Source organism: Bradyrhizobium tropiciagri, from assembly GCF_018130505.1.
Lineage (GTDB): Bacteria > Pseudomonadota > Alphaproteobacteria > Rhizobiales > Xanthobacteraceae > Bradyrhizobium > Bradyrhizobium tropiciagri_B.
Genome location: NZ_JAFCKH010000007.1, coordinates 277242 through 293144 on the forward strand (window position 1 = coordinate 277242; position 15903 = coordinate 293144).

A 15903-nucleotide genomic window follows, 5' to 3' on the forward strand; every position below is an offset into this window, starting at 1 on the left:
GAGAAAGGCGGCAAAATATGGAATGTGACGTGTGGAACTCACGGAAATCGGCAAGTTCCATGCCTGGGTGGCGGCCATCTCCGTAGTTTCACCGGCTCCGCCCCGGAGCTATCCTGCCGATAAGCGCTGGAGTGACAGTCCCGACATGACGACTGAACTGAAGACCGTGCTCGACGGCGGCCGCTATTTCGAAGGCCCGCGCTGGCACAATGGGCGGCTGTGGTTCGTCGATTGCATGGCGCGGACGTTGCTCAGCATCAGCCCGTCGGGCGAACGGCAGGAGCACGCAGCGATCGGCGACGACACGCCGTGCGGCCTTGGCGTGCTGCCTGACGGCGACATCATCGTGCTGACGATGTTCAGCAAGCAGTTGCTAAGATTTTCCGGCGGCAAGCTCTCTCTCTATGCCGACCTCTCGCGGATCGCCGCCGGCACGATCGACGACATGATCGTCGACGGGCAGGGGCGCGCCTATGTCGGCGATCTAGGCTTCGACCTGCCGCCGCCGGAGGGCCGCGGCGCGGTCGGTCGGATCATCCTGGTGACGCCCGATGATAACGCGCGCGTCGTTGCCGACGGCCTGCGCTTTCCCAACGGCATCGCCGTGTCCTCCGATCACCGCCGGCTTGTCGTCGCCGAGATGGATGGCGCGTGCCTTGCCGATTACGACATCGCGACGGACGGCAGTCTCAGCCTGCGCGGAAAGCTGGGCCAGATGAGCGATCCTGACGGCATCTGCCTCGATCGCGAGGGATCGGTCTGGGTCGCGTCGTTCACGGAGGACGCCTTCATCAGGATTGGCCGCGAGGGCAACGAGCAGGCCCGCATCGCCGTACCCGGCCGCCGCGCGCTGGCCTGTGCGCTCGGCGGCGCCGATCGCAGGACGCTGTTCTGCCTCAGCGCCGCCACCTCCTACGAGGAATTGCGCAAGGGCCAATCGGTGTCACGGATCGATCTCGTCGAGGTCCAGGTTCCAGGTGACGGTATCCCTGAACCACCGCGGGGCCGGTTATAAGGTCCCGTAATACATGGTTGCGTCCTTGCCACGATCGTTGCGTAATCGCAACAGTTCCTGGACATTTAACCTTGTTGACAGGCGGTCACAGGTCACGCCGCTTTTTAGCCACACCTGTCCATGAAATCATATTCATAAAGCTGAATGGCCGAGCGCTTCGCGATGGCCGGGACTTTTTTGCGGGTTCCGGCGTTTGCGAGGGAGGAGAGGCTGGAGAGCAGGCGATGGACGCCAAGACGAACATCAAGGGCAGGTTGCCGAGCCGCCACGTGACGGAAGGTCCCGCACGCGCGCCGCACCGCTCCTATCTTTACGCGATGGGGCTGACGACAGCCCAGATTCATCAACCGTTTGTCGGCGTTGCTTCATGCTGGAATGAAGCTGCTCCATGCAACATCTCGCTGATGCGCCAGGCGCAGGCGGTGAAGAAGGGCGTGGCATCCGCCGGCGGCACGCCGCGCGAGTTCTGCACCATCACCGTGACCGACGGCATCGCGATGGGCCATGACGGAATGCGCTCGTCGCTGCCGTCGCGCGAATGCATCGCCGATTCGGTCGAGCTGACCGTCCGCGGCCATTCCTACGACGCGCTGGTCGGGCTGGCCGGCTGCGACAAGTCGTTGCCGGGCATGATGATGGCGATGGTGCGCCTCAACGTGCCGTCGATCTTCATCTACGGCGGCTCGATCCTGCCGGGCAATTTCCGCGGCCAGCCCGTCACCGTGCAGGACATGTTCGAGGCGGTCGGCAAGCATTCGGTCGGCGCGATGTCCGACGAGGACCTCGACGAGATCGAGCGGGTGGCATGTCCCTCGGCCGGCGCCTGCGGCGCCCAGTTCACCGCCAACACCATGGCGACGGTGTCCGAGGCGATCGGCCTCGCCCTCCCGTATTCTGCCGGGGCTCCGGCGCCCTACGAGATCCGCGACAGCTTCTGCGCCGCCGCCGGCGAAAAGGTGATGGAGCTGATCGAGAAGAACATCAGGCCGCGTGACATCGTCACCCGGGAAGCCCTTGAAAATGCTGCGGCCGTGGTTGCAGCCTCAGGTGGTTCGACCAATGCTGCACTGCACTTGCCGGCGATCGCGCATGAGTGCGGCATTAAGTTCAACCTGTTCGACGTTGCCGAAATCTTCAAAAAGACTCCTTACGTCGCGGATTTGAAGCCGGGCGGCCGTTATGTTGCCAAAGACATGTTTGAAGTAGGTGGCATTCCGCTGCTGATGAAGACGCTGCTCGACAATGGCCACCTGCACGGGGATTGCTTAACCGTCACCGGCCGAACGATCGCTGAAAACCTCAAAAGCGTGAAATGGAATCCGCACCAGGATGTGGTGCGGCCCGCCGACAATCCGATCACCGTCACCGGTGGCGTTGTCGGTTTGAAGGGTAATCTCGCTCCGGAGGGTGCGATCGTGAAGGTCGCGGGAATGTCCAACCTGAAGTTTACCGGCCCCGCCCGGTGCTTCGACCGCGAGGAAGACGCCTTCGAGGCGGTCCAGAACCGCACCTACAAGGAAGGCGAGGTTATCGTGATCCGCTACGAGGGACCGAAGGGCGGTCCCGGCATGCGGGAGATGCTGGCCACCACGGCAGCGCTGACCGGGCAGGGCATGGGCGGCAAGATCGCCCTGATCACCGACGGACGGTTCTCCGGGGCCACGCGCGGCTTTTGCATCGGACATATTGGACCCGAGGCGGCCATCGGCGGGCCGATCGGACTGTTGCAGGACGGCGACATCATCGAGATCGATGCGGTCGCCGGCACTCTTGACGTAAAATTGAGCGACGCCGAGCTCGCAAATCGTAAGACCAAATGGGCCCCTCGGGCGACTAACCACACATCTGGTGCGCTGTGGAAGTACGCCGAGCAAGTGGGGCCGGCGGTGGATGGCGCTGTCACCCATCCGGGTGGCGCGTACGAGAAACAGTGTTATGCGGACGTTTAGGCGTACGATATTTGCGTTTGCGTTAGGGGCCATTCCGGTGGCGGGCCCCGGATTCGGATTCGACGGAGCCCCGGTCAACCCGCAAGACACTGCCCTTCCGATCGTTTCGCCACAGCCCGGCACGGCCGCCCTGAAGCGCGCCGCGACCCCGATCGCGCCGGCGGCGCTGCCGAACTCGAACACCACCGTGATGTCGCTGGCCGAGGCCGGCCACCCCGTGGCGCAGTGGAAGCTCGGCAAGATGTACGCCGAGGGCGACGGCGTCGCCCAGGACGACGTGCGCGCGTTCGAATATTTCAGCCGGATCGCCAATGCGCATGCCGAGGATTCGCCGTCGGCGCCGCAGGCTTCGATCGTCGCCAATGCCTTCGTGGCGCTCGGCCGCTACTATCTGAGCGGCATTCCCAATTCCAAGATCAAGGCGGACACCGAGCGCGCGCGGGAGATGTTCTCCTATGCCGCGTCCTATTTCGGCAACGCCGACGCCCAGTACGACCTCGCCAGGCTGTACCTGAAGACGCCGGACGCCTCGCGGGACGATTTCCGCTACGGCGCCCGCTGGCTCGGCCTTGCGGCCCAGAAGGGCCAGCATCAGGCGCAGGCGCTGCTCGGCCAGATGCTGTTCAACGGCGACCGTCTGCCGCCGCAGCGGGCGCGCGGCCTGATGTGGCTGACGCTGGCGCGCGACAGCGCAACCCCCGACGAGAGCTGGATCCGGGAAAGCTATAACCGGGCAGTCGCCAAGGCGTCCGAGGACGACAAGACGATGGCGCTGCAGATGCTCGAGCACTGGGTGCAGGGCCGCCGGGACTAAAACGGCCGCCGGGATCGATCCCGACGGCCGCCGTGTCGTCTCAGCCCCGCGCAGAGCCCTAGTCGTGCTCGTAGCCGTAGACCTCCGGCAGGATGAAGATCGCGGCGAGCAGCCCGATCAACGGGAAGATCGCGACGAACAGCGTCGCATTGGCCTGACCGATCGCCTCGAACAGCGACGGGAACAGGAAGATCGCCAGGAACGACGGCAGCTTCACGAACATGTAGGCGAAGCCCGACGCGGTGCCGCGGTACTGCGGCCGGGCGACCATGGTCGGGATCGTCATGCAGTTCGAGGCGTCCCAGTAATGGCCCCACAGCATGGCCGCGGCGGCGAACGGCAGGATGTATTTGTGGCCGGTGTACAGCGCGCCCGCCGCGACCAATAGCGAGACCAGCACGATGCTGAAGCCCGCGATGCTGATGCCGCGGTGGCCGATCTTCGGCGTCAGCAGCGGCCCGACCCAGCCTGATAGCGCCGCGAACGAGAACAGCGCCATGGTGACGAGGTTGTTGCCGAGCACGGTCGAGACGCCGACCATCGCGAACAGCACCGGCAGATAGAACGCGAAGGTGGAGAATTCGCTCGCCTGGGCGAAGCAGGCGATCCAGCCATACAGCGTGGCGCGCCAGCGGATCGGATCCTTGCGCAGATCGGCGAGGAAGGCGGTCGGGCGCGGCTTCGGCAGCACCACGTCCTGGTCCGGCAGCATCGCGAGGTCGTCATTGTACATCTGCCGCGCGACCTGCTTGGCCTCGCGGAAGCGGCCCTGCTGCACCAGCCAGACCGCGGTCTCCGGCACGTCGTGGCGCATCAAGAGGATGATGAGCGCGGGCAGGGCGCCGAGGCCGAGCGTGACGCGCCACAGCGTCTCGTGATTGATCTCGGCGAGCAGGAACAGGATGATGACGCCGATCGTCAGCACCTCGCCGACCGCGAACATGAATTGCCAGCGATTGCCCATGACCTCGCGCTCGCCCTTGGCCATGGATTCCATGATGTAGGTGTAGCCGGTCGAGATGTCGCTGCCGAGCGGAATGCCGAGCAGGAAGCGGATCACGATCAGCCACGTCACGTTGGGCACGAAAGCCTGCGCCAGCGCCAGCACGATGAACATCACCATGGTGGCGAGGAACATGATGCGGCGGCCGATCTTGTCCGACAGCCAACCGCCGATCAGTGCGCCGATCAAGGCGCCGCCCTGCGTGCCGGCGGCGGCGAGCCCGAGCATCAGCGGATCGGGATTGTACTGCTCCTTGATGAAGATCAGCACGAAGGCGATCGAGTAGAGATCCCAGGCCTCGACCAGGATCGAGGCCATCATCAGCCAGCCGACCTTGTTGCCCTTGGGGCTGTAATTGGTGATGAGGTGGCGGACCGCGCCGTCGATCGTCGCCTGTGGCGGAACTGCCATCGTGGACATTGCCATTCTCCCGTTGTCCGTTGCGCGCTTTGGTTTGAGCGTCCTCTCGGTGGAGGACCGCTGTTTCAGGTCCCGAGCAGCGGCTCGATGCTGCAGTCGAGCAGCCGCGGATCGATGCCGGATTCCATGCCTTCGAACATCGAGTCCATGTAATCGATCAGCGCATCGCTGGCCGCCGTCGCGCGCTCGACGCGGCGATTGGCGACCGCGTTGAGAATGGCGAGATGGCTGTCGATGGTGCCGGACAGGTCGGCCTGTCCCGGCATGTAGCGGTGATGGATGAAGCCGATGCGGCGATAGAGCGTGTGCAGCGGCCGCAGCGTGTGGGCGAGGAAGGGCTCGCCGGCGGCGGCAAGGATCAGGCTGTCGATGCGGCGGTCGAGACTGTTGAATTCGTCGAGCGTCAGCGTCGCGCGCCTGTCCTTCAGCACGCGCTCGATATGCAGCGCCTGATTACGGTGCGAGAGGCTGGCGCGATCGGCGGCGAGCCGGATCACGAAGCGCTCGATGTCGCGCCGCAGCGCCAGCAGCATGCGCTCGCGCGCGAGGTCGATCGGCGCGATCTGCAGGCCGTGGCGCGGGCGGATGATGATCAGCGTGTCGGCGGCCAGCGTGTTGACGGCGTTGTGCACCGGCGTGCGCCCGAACCCGGTGAGGTCCTGCAGGTCCTGTACGGTGAGGGATTGGCCCGGCCTGAGCTCGCAATTGACCAGCAGATCCTCGATCCGCTGATAGGCGAGTTCGAAAAAGTTGATGCGGTTACGCCGGCCGGGTGCTTCGTCCGTGCCGTCGGAACGCACGATCTCAAGCGCGCGTTTGCGCCGTACCATTTCATTCCTCCCGCCGGCCCGCGTGCGTCGCGTGAGCCCGATTGCTGCTCTCTGCTTAAAACATGTTGTGAAATATTACAAGTGGTCGTATCAATGGGCGCACGGCCCGCCGCAAAGCGACGGCCCCAAGCAAGAAACATCAACCCGCGAGCGCGGGTTCCGGGAGGACATCGCGATGAAGATCACCTCGATCGAGACATTGCGCACCGAAGAGTTCGCCAATGTGATCTGGGTCCGTGTCCATACCGACACCGGACTGATCGGGCTCGGCGAGACCTTCTACGGCGCCGGCGCCGTCGAGGCGCAGATCCACGATACGTTTGCCGGGCGGCTGCTAGGACGCAATCCGCTGCATATCGAGGCGATCCACCGCGACATGCTCAATCTGCCGATGGCGCAATCGTCGACCGGCGTCGAATATCGCGCGGCGTCGGCCATCGACATCGCGCTGTGGGATCTGTTCGGCAAAGTCTGCGGCCAGCCGGTGCACCAGATGCTCGGCGGCCTGTGCCGCGACAAGCAGCGCATCTACAACACCTGCGCCGGCACCCGATATGTCCGCTCCACCAATATCAGCCCGGTGTCGAACTGGAATGTCGGGCAGACGCAGGGGCCCTATGAGGACCTCGATGGCTTCATGCACCGCGCCGACGCGCTCGCCGAAAGCCTGCTCGAGAGCGGCATCTCGGCGATGAAGATCTGGCCGTTCGATCCCGCCGCGCAGGAGAACAACGGTCTCTACATCACCGCCGCACAGATGAAGCAGGCGATCGAGCCGTTCGAGAAGATCCGCAAGGCGGTCGGCGACAGGATGGAGATCATGGTCGAGCTGCACTCGCTGTGGAACCTGCCGACCGCAAAGCAGATCGCGCGCGCGCTCGAGCCCTACAAGCCGACCTGGTACGAAGACCCGATCCGGATGAACTCGCCGCAGGCGCTCGCCGAATATGCGCGCTCGACCGACGTCTGGGTCTGTGCCAGCGAGACGCTCGGCTCGCGCTTCCCCTACAAGGACATGCTCGACCGCGACGCCATGCATGTGGTGATGGCCGATCTGTGCTGGACCGGCGGCCTCACCGAGGGCCGCAAGATCGCGGCGATGGCCGAGACCTATCATCGGCCGTTTGCTCCGCATGATTGCATCGGGCCGGTCGGTTTCATCGCGGCGATCCACATGTCGTTCAGCCAGCCCAACACGCTGATCCAGGAGTCGGTGCGGGCCTTCTACAAGGGCTGGTACAACGAGCTTGTCACCACCATGCCCGTGATCAAGGATGGCTACGTCTATCCGATGGAAGGGCCGGGGCTCGGCGTCGACCTGCTTCCGGCGGTGTTCGACCGTTCCGATCTCACTGTACGCCGCTCCAATGTCTGAGGACCTCCGATGAGCACCGCTCTGTTCGATCTCTCCGGCCGCACCGCGCTCGTAACCGGCTCGTCGCGCGGTCTCGGCCGCGCCATCGCCGATGGCATGGCGAAGGCCGGCGCACACCTGATCATCAATGGTGTCGATCCTGCCAGGGTCGAGACGGCCGTCGCCGAGTTCCGTGCGGCTGGTCACAAGGCTGACGGTGCGGCGTTCGACGTTACCGACGAGGCCGCGATCGTCGCGACCTTTGAACGCTTCGACCGCGAGGGCATCGCGGTCGACATCCTCGTCAACAATGCCGGCATCCAGCGGCGCAAGCCCCTGGTCGAATTCACGACCGAGGAATGGCGCAAGGTGATCGAGACCAACCTGACCAGCGCCTTCGTGACCGGGCGCGAGGCGGCCAAGCGGATGATCCCGCGCAAGCGCGGCAAGATCATCAATATCGGCTCGCTCGGCAGCGAATTGGCGCGGCCGACGATCGCGCCCTATACGGCGGCGAAGGGCGGCATTCGCAATTTGACGCGCTCGATGGCGGTGGAGTGGGCACAGAGCGGCATCCAGGCCAACGCGATAGGACCCGGCTACATGCTGACCGACATGAACGAGGCGCTGATGTCCAACCCCGATTTCAACAACTGGCTGATGTCGCGGATTCCATCGAAGCGCTGGGGCAAGCCGGACGAACTGGTCGGCGCCGCAATCTTCCTGGCCTCGGACGCGTCCAACTACGTCAACGGCCAGATCATCTATGTCGACGGCGGCATGCTGGCCGCGATGTGATCGCGGCCATCCGGCCGGCCACCAACAGAGGGACTGCACGCATGCGCGCCGTCGTCATCCACGCTCCCCACGATTTGCGGATCGACAGTTTCGAGGATCCGGCGCCGGCGCCGCACCAGGTGCGGGTCCGGATCGCGGCCGGCGGCATCTGCGGCTCGGATCTGCACTACTACCATCACGGCGGCTTCGGCACGGTGCGGATTCAGCAGCCGATGGCGCTGGGGCACGAGATTTCCGGAACCATCGCCGATGTCGGCTCCGCGGTCTCCCATCTGCGTCCGGGGACGCGGGTTGCGGTCAATCCGAGTCTGCCGTGCGGGCAGTGCGCCTATTGCCGCGAAGGCATGCGCAACCAGTGCACCGACATGCGCTTCCTCGGCAGCGCGATGCGCTTTCCTCATGTGCAGGGCGGCTTTCGCGAGTACATCACCGTCGACGCATCGCAGGCGATCCCGATCGCCGAGCGGCTCTCGTTCGCCGAGGCCGCGATGGCCGAGCCGTTCGCGGTCTGCCTGCACGCCGGCAACCAGGCCGGCAGCCTGCTCGGCAAGCGGGTGCTGGTCACCGGCTGCGGTCCAATCGGGGCGCTGATGGTCGTGGTGGCACGGCTCGGCGGTGCGTCCGAGATCGTCGCGACCGACATCGCGGAGGCGCCGCTCGTGATGGCGCGCAGGCTGGGCGCGACGCACGCGATCAACAGCGCGACCGATGCGGCCGCGCTCGAGCCCTACAGGGACGGCAAGGGGCAGCTCGACGTGCTGTTCGAGGCCTCCGGCAATCAGGCGGCGCTGCGCGGCGCGCTCGATCTGCTGCGGCCCGGCGCCGTGATCGTGCAGGTCGGGCTCGGCGGCGAGATGACGCTGCCGATCAACACCATCGTCGCCAAGGAGCTGCGGCTCCGCGGCACCTTCCGCTTCGATCCCGAATTCGAGCTGGCGCTGCGGTTGATGGGCGAGGGGCTGGTCGACCTGACGCCGCTGGTGTCGGCGTCGGTCCCGTTCGAGTCCGCGGTCGATGCCTTCGAACTCGCCAGTGACCGCTCGCGCTCGATGAAGGTGCAGTTGACCTTCTAGCCCTTCGTCAAGCCGTCTCGAAATCGAGGTCGGCCCAGACCGGTACGTGGTCGGACGGCTTCTCCCAGGCGCGCACATAGCTGTCGATCCCGACATCGATCAGCCGATCGCTGGCTTGCGGCGACAACAGCAGATGGTCGATCCGCAGGCCCCAGTTCTTCTGCCAGGCGCCGGCCTGGTAGTCCCAGAAGGTGTACTGGCCGGGCTCGTCGTTGACCGCGCGCAGCGCGTCGGTCAGGCCGAGGCCGAGCAGCGACTGGAACGCCTGCCGTGTCTCGGGGCGGAACAGGGCGTCCCCGGTCCAGGCCGCAGGGTTGTAGACGTCCCGGGCCGCCGGAATGACGTTGTAGTCGCCGGCGAGGATCAGCGGTTCCTCGGTCTTAAGCCGCTCCTTTGCGTACTCAAGAAGCCGCGACATCCATTTGAGTTTGTAGGGATATTTGTCGGTATTGGCCGGGTTCCCATTGGGCAGATAAAGACAGGCGACCCGGACCACGCCCTGCTTCAGGGTGACGACGCCCTCCAGGAAGCGCGCGTGGGCGTCCTCGTCATCGCCGGCGAGACCCGATTTGGTCTCGTCAAACGGCAGTTTCGACAGCAGCGCGACCCCGTTGAAGGTCTTCTGGCCGTGGGTGACGACGTTGTAGCCGAGCGATTCGATCTCGAGGCGCGGAAAGGCGTCGTCAACGCATTTGATCTCCTGCAGGCAGACGATGTCCGGGGAGCATTCCTTCAGCCAGCTCATGAGGGGTTCGATCCGTTGCCGGACCGAGTTGACGTTCCACGTTGCGATGCGAACTGGCATCAAAGGTCCTCTTTTTCGATTGGATTTCCGCGTTTAGCGGTCCCGTATCCCACAGCTCCGTCAGACCAGGCGTTTCCGCATCTCGATGTGCGGGATGCCGGCCTCCTCGAATTCCTCGCCGACCCGTTCGAACCCGACGCGCGCGTAAAACTGCTCCGCGTGCGTCTGCGCGTTGAGGATCAATCGGGGATAGCCGAGTTCGGCCGCCTTGGCCATCAGCGCGTCCAGGACGCGGGCGCCGACGCCGGTCCCGCGTGCTGATTTGAGCACCGCCATGCGGCCGATATGCCCGTCGGGCAGCAGCCGACCGGTCGCGACCGGCGCGCCGTCCCCTGTAAACCCCAGGGCGTGCCAGCTTGTCGCGTCCATGTCGTCCCACTCCAGTTCCACGGGCACGCGCTGTTCTTCGACAAAGACGCTGTAGCGGATCGCCGAGGCGCGTTCGCGGGCTTCTTCCCAGCGGCAGACGAGGACGGAGGCGGGCATCTAGTTTACGATCGGAAGGGCTCCATGTGGCGGCGCAATGATACGGCCGATGGCTGGAGCGGCGCATGCCTCTTTTCGAGGGGCAGACAATGTGCATGCGAATGAAAGCCGCACAATTTATCTTAGGTGGCATACCAAGTGCGGCCAGCCTGTGCTAACCCTCTTTGGAAACAAGGCGTAACAATTGCCGAGAGGGGAGCTACGAACCGTCCTGGTTTTGACGATGGGGGCGGCGCGCGTGCAAGACTTATGAAAAAACGCAATTTCCTTCTGATTGTTGCCGTGCTCGGCATTGCAGCCGGGGCGGCTTACGCGACCCGGTCCTCATGGATGAATGGCGGTGCAGCCACCGCGCAGTCCGGCCCGCGGGCGCGTGTGGTCTCGGTCGATCTCGCCAAGGCCGAGCGCAGATCGGTGCCGGTCGATGTCGATGCGATCGGGACGGTGACCCCGATCTCCAGCGTCGCGCTGAAGTCGCGGCTGGAGACCACCATCGTTTCGGTGCATTTCGAGGACGGCGCCAAGGTCAATGAGGGCGACCTCCTGTTCATGCTCGATGCGCGCCAGATCGATGCCCAGATCGAGCAGGCCGAGGGCGTGCTGGCCAGGGATCGCGCCCAACTCGAAGGCGCGCAGCGCGACCTGCGCCGCTACACCGAGCTCGTCGTCAAGGGCGCGACCACGCAGGTCAACCTCGACAATGCCAAGACCCAGTCCGATATCCTGATCGGCACCATCAAGGCCGACCAGTCGGCACTCGACAATCTGCGCGTCCAGAAGAGCTATACGGTGATCCGCGCGCCCTTCACGGGCCGGATCAGCGCGGCCAATGTCAAGGTCGGCAACTTCGTGCGCCCGGCGGACACCCAGCCGCTGGCGGTCATCAACCAGATGGCGCCGGTCTACGTCACCTTCGCCGTTCCGCAGCGCGTCCTGGTCGATCTGCGCGACGCCATGGGGAAGGGCGATTCCCCCGTGATCGCGACCATTCCAGGCCGCCAGCGTTCGGAGGCGGGCAAGGTCGCGATGGTCGAGAACGCCGTCGATGCCACCACCGGCATGGTCACCGTGCGCGGCATCATGACCAATGAGAGCGAGACGCTGTGGCCGGGCACGATCGTGCAGACCAAGCTGATCATCCGGAACGAGGATGCCGTGGTGGTACCGACCGTCGCGGTCCAGCGCAGCCAGAACGGCAATTTCGTCTTCGTGGTCCGGGACGGCGTCGCCAAGGTCCAGCCGATCAAGGTCGACCGCACCTTCCAGGGCTCGTCGGTGATCGCGGAAGGGCTGTCGGGCGATGAAACCATCGTCGTCGACGGCCAGCTGCTGCTCTCGGACGGTTCGCGGGTGGAGCTGCGCGCGCGCAAGGCTGGAGCTTAAGCGATGACGCTCTCCGAGCTCTGCATCCGCCGGCCGGTGATGACGACGCTGATCACGGCCTCGATCATCGCCTTCGGCGTGTTCGGCTTCCGCCTGCTGCCGGTCTCGGCGCTGCCGAGGGTCGACTTCCCGACCATCGCGGTCACCGCGACGCTGCCGGGCGCCAGTGCCGACACCATGGCGGCCTCGGTCGCCGGCATCATCGAACGCCAGCTCTCGACCATCGCCGGCATCTCATCGATGTCGTCGAATTCGTCGCAGGGCACCAGCGTCATCACCATCCAGTTCGATCTCAACCGCAACATCGACGCCGCAGCGCTCGACGTGCAGACAGCGCTCACCATCGCCCAGCGCCGGCTGCCGATCGAAATGACGATCCCGCCGAGCTTCCGCAAGGTGAACCCGGCGGACTTCCCGGTGCTGTTCGTCTCGCTCGGCTCGGCGACGCTGCCGCTGTCGTCGGTCAACGAATACGGCGACATCACGATCGGGCAGGCGCTGTCGCAACTGCCGGGTGTCGCGCAGGTGCTGATCTACGGCGCGCAGAAATTCGCGATCCGCGTCCAGGCCGACCCGGAGGCGGCGGCCGCCCGCGGCGTCTCGATGGAGGACATCCGCGCAGCGGTGTCGCGCGCCAATTCCTCGACCCCGGTCGGCACCCTCAACGGTCCGAAGCAGGACGTTGCCCTGCAGGCTTCCGGCCAGATGGACAAGGCGGCCGACTACCGCCAGATCTACGTCGCCTGGCGCAACGGCTCGCCGGTGCGGCTGGACGAGATCGCCAAGGTGTACGACGCCGTCGAGAACGACAAGATCGCGACCTGGATGAACAACGAGCGGGCGATCGTGCTCGCGATCCAGAAGCAGCCCGACGCCAATACCGTCGCGGTGGTCGACGCCGTGCTGGCCAAGCTGCCGGCGCTGCGCGCGGCGATCCCGCCGTCGGTGTCGATGCAGGTGATGATGGACCGCTCGGTCTCGATCCGGCAGGCGGTCAGCGACGTCGAGGAGACCCTGCTGATCGCGATCGGGCTGGTGATCCTCGTGATCTTCCTGTTCCTGCGCTCGGCCTCGGCGACCTTCATCCCGGCGCTGGCGGTGCCGATCTCGCTGCTCGGCACCTGCGCGGCGATGTATGCGCTGGACTATTCCATCAACAACATGACGCTGCTGGCACTGACGCTTTCGGTCGGCTTCGTGGTCGACGACGCCATCGTCATGCTGGAAAACATCATGCGCCACATCGAGCACGGCATGAAGCCGTTCGAGGCGGCGCTGAAGGGTGCGCGCGAGATCGGCTTCACGATCATCTCGATCACCTTCTCGCTGATCGCGGTGTTCATTCCGGTGCTGCTGATGGGCGGCATCGTCGGCCGCGTGTTCCGCGAATTCGCGGTCACGATCTCGGTGGCGATCATCGTGTCCGGCTTCGTCTCGCTGACGCTGACGCCGATGCTGTGCGCCCGCGTACTGCGCGCGCACGACCAGACCAAGCGGCCGAACATCGTGCTTCGGGCGTTCGAGGCGATGTTCGAGGCCTGGCTGAAAGCCTATGAATGGGCGCTGGACTGGGTGCTGGCCAAGAAGGCCCTGATGCTCATCGTGACGCTCGCGACGCTTGGCGGCACGATCTATCTCTACATGATCGTGCCGAAGGGTTTCTTCCCGCAGGAGGACACCGGCTTCCTGATCGGCGTCACCGAGGCCGCGACCGACACCTCGTTCGAGGCGATGAAGGTGCGCCAGCAGGCACTCGTCGGCGTGCTGCAGTCCGATCCGGCGGTCGATTACATCAATTCCACGGTCGGCTCCGGCGGGCCCAATCCGACCACCAATTACGGCCGGCTGTTCATCGCGCTGAAGCCGCAGAAGACCCGTGACAACGCCACGGCCGTGATCGGCCGCCTCCGCCAGAAGGCGCGCGAGATCCCGGGCATGCAGGCGTTCTTCCAGAGCGTCCAGAACCTCAACATCGGCGGCCGCATCTCCAAGAGCCAGTATCAATATGTGATGCAGAGCGGCGATACCGAGTCGCTGTACCGCCTGGCGCCTGAGATGCGCGACAGGATCGAGAAGATCCCGGGCCTGCTCGACGTCACCACCGACCTCTACATCAAGAACCCGCAGATGACGGTCGACATCGACCGCGAGAAGGCGGCGGTCTACGGCGTTACCGTCGATCAGGTCCGCAACCAACTCTACAACGCCTATGGCGCGCGGCAGGTCGGCACCATCTACATGCCGTCGAACGACTACCAGATCATCCTGGAGGTGCAGCCGCAGTTTCGGGTCGATCCGTCCGATCTGTCGAAGCTCTACATGAAGACGGCGAACGGCCAGACCATCCCGCTCGATGCCGTTGCCAAGCTGGTTCCGACGGTCGGGCCGCTGCAGATCAACCACCAGGGCCAGCAGCCGGCGGTGACGATCTCGTTCAACCTCGCGCCGGGCACCTCGCTGGGCTATGCGGTCGACAAGATCACCGAGCTCGAGCAGAGCTCGAACCTGCCGCCGACGATCGCGACCGGCTTCTCCGGCACCGCGCAGGTGTTCCAGGACTCGCTTCGCGGGCAGGGCGTGCTGATCCTCGCTGCGGTGTTCGCGGCGTTCGTGATCCTCGGCATCCTCTACGAGAGCTTCATCCATCCGATCACGATCATCTCCGGCCTGCCGTCGGCGGGCATTGGTGCGATCCTGACCTTGATGTTGTTCAACATGGAGCTGTCGGTGATCGCGATGATCGGCATCGTGATGCTGGTCGGCATCGTCAAGAAGAACGCGATCATGATGGTCGACTTCGCGCTGGAGCGCCGTCGGGTCGGCCTCAGCGCCGAGCACGCGATCCGCGAGGCGGCGCTGCTGCGCTTCCGCCCGATCATGATGACGACGTTCGCGGCGATCTTCGGTACGCTGCCGATCGCGCTCGGTGCCGGCGCCGGCGCCGAGCTGCGCCAGCCGCTCGGTGTTGCCGTGGTCGGCGGCCTCTGCGTGTCGCAGCTGCTGACGCTGTTCATCACGCCGGTGATTTACATCTATCTCGACCGCATCGACCGCAGGCTGCGCCGCAAGCTCGATCCGCAGCTCGAGGCCGAGGTCGAGCGGCCGCAGGTGGTCGCGGCGGAGTGAGGATGCTGCGCGGCGTGAACCATCTCGTCGCCGGCAGCCTTGTTGTCCTGGCCGTACTGGCGTCCTGGTCAGCGCGGGCGGCTGAGCCGATCGAGATCTTCGACGCGCATCTGCACTACAATTGGGAGCCGAAACCGTTCTACCAGCCCGACGAGGTGCTCGCGCTGTTTCGCAAGCACCGCGTCACCGGCATCCTTGCGACCAGCCGTCCGAACACCGGAACGCATGTGCTGGTGGAGGGAAAGCCGGACGGTCTGCAGATCGTGCCGTTCATCCGGCCCTATCGTATCAGGCCCGATATCCAGACCTGGTTCAACGACCCCACCATCTTCGACCTCGTCCAGGACGAGTTCAAGCGCGGCTACTATCGCGGCATCGGCGAATTTCATCTGCACGGCAAGGCGGCCGAGAGCGACTGGGTGAAGAAGCTGGTCGACTTCGCGGTCGCCAACGATCTCTATCTTCACGCCCATTCCGATGCCGAGGCCGTCGAGATCCTGGTGCGGCACAATCCGCGCGCGCGGATCATCTGGGCGCATACCGGCTTCGGGCTGCCGGCCGACCAGGTGGCGGCGATGCTGACGAAGTATCCGAAGCTCTGGGGCGAGCTGTCCTACCGCGGCGGCATCGTCGACGGAGCAGGGAAGCTGACACCGGAGTGGCGCGCGCTGTTCGAGCGTTTCCCGGATCGTTTCCTGCTCGGCTCCGACACATGGGTCCCAGATCGCTGGGCGAGCTATGGCGAGATCATGGCCGGCTATCGCGCCTGGCTTGATCAGCTCGCGCCCGACATCGCCGCGAAGATCGCCCACGGCAACGCGCGGGCGCTGTTCGCCGCGCGTTGAAC

General features: G+C 65.1%; 13 protein-coding genes. 9 read left to right on the forward strand and 4 right to left on the reverse strand.

Translation table 11 applies throughout. The features are described from left to right. The first annotated feature begins 145 nt into the window (after positions 1-145). The 3 genes from JQ633_RS19585 to JQ633_RS19595 all read left to right on the forward strand — a co-directional run bounded on the left by JQ633_RS19585 (position 146) and on the right by JQ633_RS19595 (position 3778). Entirely contained in the window at positions 146-1015 is an 870-nt protein-coding gene (locus JQ633_RS19585; RefSeq protein ID WP_211986694.1) for an SMP-30/gluconolactonase/LRE family protein, read from the forward strand. Positions 1016-1239: 224 nt separating this feature from the next. Beyond that, positions 1240-2964 carry a dihydroxy-acid dehydratase gene (ilvD, locus tag JQ633_RS19590; RefSeq protein WP_211986695.1) on the forward strand — a complete coding sequence of 575 codons (1725 nt, stop codon included), beginning with the start codon at positions 1240-1242 and terminating at the stop codon, positions 2962-2964. Positions 2965-3154: 190 nt separating this feature from the next. Further along, positions 3155-3778, forward strand: coding sequence for a tetratricopeptide repeat protein (locus tag JQ633_RS19595; protein WP_433995674.1), 624 nt, complete (start codon positions 3155-3157; stop codon positions 3776-3778). A 58-nt stretch (positions 3779-3836) separates the two neighbouring features. Here the strand turns inward: JQ633_RS19595 and JQ633_RS19600 are convergent, their stop codons facing one another. Next, the gene (locus JQ633_RS19600) at positions 3837-5201 is read right to left on the reverse strand and encodes an MFS transporter (protein ID WP_249159482.1); all 1365 of its coding nucleotides are present in this window, start codon (positions 5199-5201) and stop codon (positions 3837-3839) included. Between the two features lie 65 nt (positions 5202-5266). Next, the gene (locus JQ633_RS19605; RefSeq protein WP_211986698.1) at positions 5267-6031 is read right to left on the reverse strand and encodes a GntR family transcriptional regulator; all 765 of its coding nucleotides are present in this window, start codon (positions 6029-6031) and stop codon (positions 5267-5269) included. 175 nt (positions 6032-6206) lie between these two features. On the opposite strand from JQ633_RS19605, the gene JQ633_RS19610 reads away from it, so the two are divergent. The 3 genes from JQ633_RS19610 to JQ633_RS19620 are packed head-to-tail and all read left to right on the forward strand — an operon-like array spanning position 6207 to position 9256. Then, positions 6207-7406, forward strand: coding sequence for a mandelate racemase/muconate lactonizing enzyme family protein (locus JQ633_RS19610; protein ID WP_211986699.1), 1200 nt, complete (start codon positions 6207-6209; stop codon positions 7404-7406). Between the two features lie 9 nt (positions 7407-7415). Next, complete coding sequence (locus JQ633_RS19615; protein ID WP_211986700.1) at positions 7416-8183, forward strand: SDR family oxidoreductase; 768 nt, start codon at positions 7416-7418, stop codon at positions 8181-8183. A gap of 41 nt (positions 8184-8224) precedes the next feature. Further along, the gene (locus tag JQ633_RS19620) at positions 8225-9256 is read left to right on the forward strand and encodes an L-idonate 5-dehydrogenase (RefSeq protein WP_211986701.1); all 1032 of its coding nucleotides are present in this window, start codon (positions 8225-8227) and stop codon (positions 9254-9256) included. A 7-nt stretch (positions 9257-9263) separates the two neighbouring features. On the opposite strand, the gene xth is transcribed toward JQ633_RS19620, so the two are convergent. Continuing rightward, a complete protein-coding gene (gene xth / locus JQ633_RS19625) occupies positions 9264-10061 on the reverse strand; it encodes an exodeoxyribonuclease III (protein ID WP_211986702.1) in 798 nt (265 codons plus the stop codon). Between the two features lie 60 nt (positions 10062-10121). Then, complete coding sequence (locus tag JQ633_RS19630) at positions 10122-10547, reverse strand: GNAT family N-acetyltransferase (RefSeq protein ID WP_211986703.1); 426 nt, start codon at positions 10545-10547, stop codon at positions 10122-10124. 249 nt (positions 10548-10796) lie between these two features. Between JQ633_RS19630 and JQ633_RS19635 the strand changes: the two genes are divergently transcribed. Genes JQ633_RS19635 through JQ633_RS19645 form a run of 3 tightly spaced genes read left to right on the forward strand, consistent with a single transcriptional unit; the run spans position 10797 to position 15901 of the window. After that, on the forward strand, positions 10797-11930 hold the full coding sequence (locus JQ633_RS19635; protein ID WP_211986704.1) for an efflux RND transporter periplasmic adaptor subunit: 1134 nt from the start codon (positions 10797-10799) through the stop codon (positions 11928-11930). A 3-nt stretch (positions 11931-11933) separates the two neighbouring features. Next, on the forward strand, positions 11934-15056 hold the full coding sequence (locus tag JQ633_RS19640) for an efflux RND transporter permease subunit (RefSeq protein ID WP_211986705.1): 3123 nt from the start codon (positions 11934-11936) through the stop codon (positions 15054-15056). Between the two features lie 14 nt (positions 15057-15070). Continuing rightward, a complete protein-coding gene (locus JQ633_RS19645) occupies positions 15071-15901 on the forward strand; it encodes an amidohydrolase family protein (protein WP_349631576.1) in 831 nt (276 codons plus the stop codon). Positions 15902-15903 lie beyond the last annotated feature (2 nt).